Genomic DNA, 3,646 nt, shown 5'->3' with positions numbered 1-3,646 from the left:
GTTTGCAAGGATCATAACGTCCTGGCCTTCCACCCTGCCGATGCCCGCAATCATGCCTGCTGCGGGAGCTGCCCCGTCATACATTTCATGGGCCGCCAGCATGCCGACTTCGAGAAAAGGAGAGCCGGGGTCAAGGAGGCGTGAAACCCGTTCGCGCGGCAGGATCTTGCCACGGGAGATGTGGCGTTGGCGCGCGGTGTCACCACCGCCGTCCAGAGCTGTGCGGGCGGCTTGTTTAACGGTATCCATGGCCGTTTCATGGGCTGCCTTGTTGGCCGCGAATTGCTCGCTCTTTGGCGACAGGTTCGATTTCAGGATGCTCATGTCATCCGATCTCCCTTTGGGACTTCATGGCCAGGGGGGCAACAGCCTTGCGCACCATGGTCAGATAGAGGTCTTCGATTTGTTGTTCGGACAAACGTCCACCTTCGCGGTACCAGGTCGGGATGCCTGTCAGCATCGCGATGATGGCACGCGTGGTAACGCTGGCATCGTCAACGGCATACCGGCCTGACGCCGAGCCTTCCTCCAGAATACCGGTGAGGATGAATTCGTAACGGCTGCGCTCGGACTCGATTTCGGCGAAGTTTGCAGGTTCCAGATTGCGCAGCTCCATGTAAGAAATGAAGACTTCATCAGCGCGTTCGAGGTGATATCGGATATGAAACCGCACGAAACGATCCAGCGGATCGGTCTCCGGCGAAAACTCCGTCTTCTTCCACGCGGTCAGCAGATCGGACATGTGCGACAGCATCAAGGCACGCAAAATATCCTGCTTGGTCGGGAAGTGATTGTAGAGCGCACCGGGACGGACGCCGACATCTGCCGCAATTTCACGCATGGAGACAGCTGCATAGCCGGCATCCGCAAAGCGCTTCAGCGCGGCTCTCAAGACTCGCTTGGCGGTTTCCTGCCCTTTTGCACGGCTTAGCGGTTTTTCAACGCCAATTGTCATGATCATCCTCCGCGAACACTCTATAAATGAACGTTCATTCATTTTCAAGTCCGTGTTTTGCGCGAATCTTATGCGGCGGGTAATTTGGGGTTGCGAACTGGGGGAACTGTCAAAAAACTTACATAGATAAGCTGTTCACAGTCTTTGGAGTGGATTTTCAAAAGGATCGATTGATGACCGACGAAAGCGCAAAAACCTGGGTTGAGGCTGAATGGGCAGATACTCTGGATGAAGAGCTGGAAATGGAGATCGATGACAATCTGATCGCCAGGGATCTCCAGTTCATTTCCGACAAAAAACACCAGTCACCGATCGATCGGAACACTTACTTTCATGAACTTCTGCGCCTTCAGGCTGAACTGGTAAAGCTGCAGGACTGGGTGCAGCATACCGGCGAGAAAGTCGTCGTGATTTTCGAAGGCAGGGATGCGGCAGGCAAAGGGGGCGTGATCAAACGGATCACCCAGCGGCTCAATCCGCGCGTATGCCGTGTTGTTGCGCTGCCTGCACCGACCGAACGTGAAAAGAGCCAATGGTACTTCCAGCGCTATGTGCCGCATCTGCCGGCGGCCGGCGAGATCGTCCTGTTCGACCGCTCGTGGTACAACCGGTCCGGCGTCGAACGCGTCATGGGTTTTGCCTCTGAAGACGAGGTCGAGCAGTTTTTCAACGACGTGCCGGAATTTGAACGGATGATTGTTCGCTCAGGCGTCCGGTTGATCAAATACTGGTTTTCCATCACGGATGAAGAACAGCAATTGCGTTTCCTTATGCGTGTGCACGACCCGTTGAAACAGTGGAAGCTTTCTCCAATGGATCTGGAGTCCCGCATCCGCTGGGAAGATTACACCAAGGCCAAGGAAGACACGTTCGAGCGTACCAATATTCCGGAAGCCCCCTGGTTTATCGTGGAAGGCAACGACAAGAAACAGGCGCGCCTCAACTGCATCAGTCACCTGTTGTCGCTTATGCCATATGAAGATATCCCGCATGATCCGATTACGTTGCCTGAGCGTCGATTCAACCCGGATTATGAGCGCAAGGTGCTGCCCGAGCACCTTTACGTGCCGGAAAAATTCTAGTCCGTGTGGACGATTTGGTTTCGGGCGCGGCGTGTGTTGCATTTGAGTCGTGAGCAGGAAGGAAGCGAAGCCCGTATCGATATACGGGAGAGCTTTCCGACACGCTCAAGATTGCATGAATGGTATCCCGGTCTTGCAGGCCGGGATTCTTTTGTGCGATCTGATGCACCTGTTTATGTGCGGTTGATATGAGGGAGAATACCAGAATGGAAAACGGAAAAATTCGGTGGGGCATCGTATCAACTGCGCGGATCGGTCGGGAAAAAGTCATTCCGGGTATTCAGCGCTCCAGGACGGGTGTGGCTGCCGCGATCGCCTCTCGCAACATCCAAGTTGCCGAGGATGCCGCCGGCGCGCTCGGAATCGGGAAAGCTTATGGGTCCTATGAAGACCTGCTGGCTGATCCCGATATTGATGCGATTTACAATCCGCTGCCGAACCATCTGCACGTGCCGATGACAATCATGGCGGTGGAAGCCGGCAAACATGTTCTGTGTGAAAAACCGATTGCCCTGAACACGAATGAAGCGAAACAGCTGCTCAATCTGCCGAAGGACAAGCTGGTCGCCGAAGGTTTCATGGTGCGTGCACATCCGCAATGGATCACGGCCCGTGATATTGTCCGCTCGGGAGACCTTGGAGAGCTCAGGTCGATCCAGACCTTCTTCAGCTATTTCAACAACGACCCGATGAACATCCGCAATATGGATGACATTGGCGGCGGCGCATTGCTGGATATCGGTTGTTACACCATGCTGACCGGCCGGTACTTCTTTGAGGCAGAGCCTGAGCGCGTTGTGTCGATGATCGACAGGGACCCGGAATTCGGCACAGACCGGACAACCAGCGCGATGCTGGATTTCGGGAGCGGTCGCCAGCTCAATTTCACCGTTTCGACGCAGATGGTTCCATATCAGCGGATTCAGCTCGTCGGCACCAAAAAACGTCTGGAGATGCTCATTCCCTTCAATGCGCCGCAAGGTGAACCAACTGTCCTGCGTTTGGATGACGGTTCAACCCTGGGCGATGCGACGATCAAGACATTGGCCATCGGGCCCTGTGATCAATACGCGGAACTGGTTGATGTGTTCGGTCGTGCGATATCCGGTGAAACTCCGCTGCCTTATGGCGTTGAAGATGCGATCCAGAACATGAAGGTTCTGGATGCTATTCTTGCGTCAGCCAGAAAAGAGGGCTGGGTAACGCTCGGCTGATCCATCTCTTTCCGGGTATCCACCTGAAAAGTGCCGCGGCTGGTCTTTCGTGTGAGGTCAGCTGCGCCAGCTGGTTTTGGTAGGTTCTTCGATCTGCTCGCCGGTGCCGCCCATCCGTTCCGGCATATCGGCATATTTTGGCAGACCGTCTGCGAAATCCATTACTCTTTCACTGTAAAAGATGTGCGACGAGGGCTCGTATTCGAAAGCGGAGCCGTCAAGCGTCATCGGGTAGACGACCGTCATGCTGATCTGCGGTTTGTGATTGGCGATACAGCCCCCGCACCTGGCGCAGGAAATCCGTTCGCTGGCGTCGTTTTCCCTGGATGTGATGACCGGACCGCCTGATATTTCGACATTTTCATCGCGCCAGATGCTCCAGGCATTGATCGGTG

5 protein-coding genes are annotated in these 3,646 nt (G+C 54.9%); 2 read left to right on the top strand and 3 right to left on the bottom strand.

The window, feature by feature from the left end:
- Positions 1-324: carboxyl transferase domain-containing protein (locus tag K5905_RS29870; RefSeq protein ID WP_297591298.1), on the bottom strand; the 324-nt coding region annotated here is incomplete at its 3' end.
- A 1-nt stretch (position 325) separates the two neighbouring features.
- The gene (locus K5905_RS29865; RefSeq protein WP_297591297.1) at positions 326-955 is read right to left on the bottom strand and encodes a TetR/AcrR family transcriptional regulator; all 630 of its coding nucleotides are present in this window, start codon (positions 953-955) and stop codon (positions 326-328) included.
- 173 nt (positions 956-1,128) lie between these two features.
- On the opposite strand from K5905_RS29865, the gene ppk2 reads away from it, so the two are divergent.
- Positions 1,129-2,037: a polyphosphate kinase 2 gene (gene ppk2, locus K5905_RS29860; RefSeq protein WP_297591295.1), complete on the top strand. Its 909-nt coding sequence runs from the start codon at positions 1,129-1,131 to the stop codon at positions 2,035-2,037.
- 206 nt (positions 2,038-2,243) lie between these two features.
- Positions 2,244-3,251, top strand: coding sequence for a Gfo/Idh/MocA family oxidoreductase (locus tag K5905_RS29855; RefSeq protein ID WP_297591293.1), 1,008 nt, complete (start codon positions 2,244-2,246; stop codon positions 3,249-3,251).
- A 57-nt stretch (positions 3,252-3,308) separates the two neighbouring features.
- Here K5905_RS29855 and K5905_RS29850 read toward each other — a convergent pair.
- Positions 3,309-3,646: GFA family protein (locus K5905_RS29850; protein ID WP_297591291.1), on the bottom strand; the 338-nt coding region annotated here is incomplete at its 5' end.

The organism is Roseibium sp. (genome assembly GCF_025698965.1).
GTDB lineage: Bacteria > Pseudomonadota > Alphaproteobacteria > Rhizobiales > Stappiaceae > Roseibium.
This window is presented reverse-complemented; position numbering and strand designations above follow the sequence as displayed.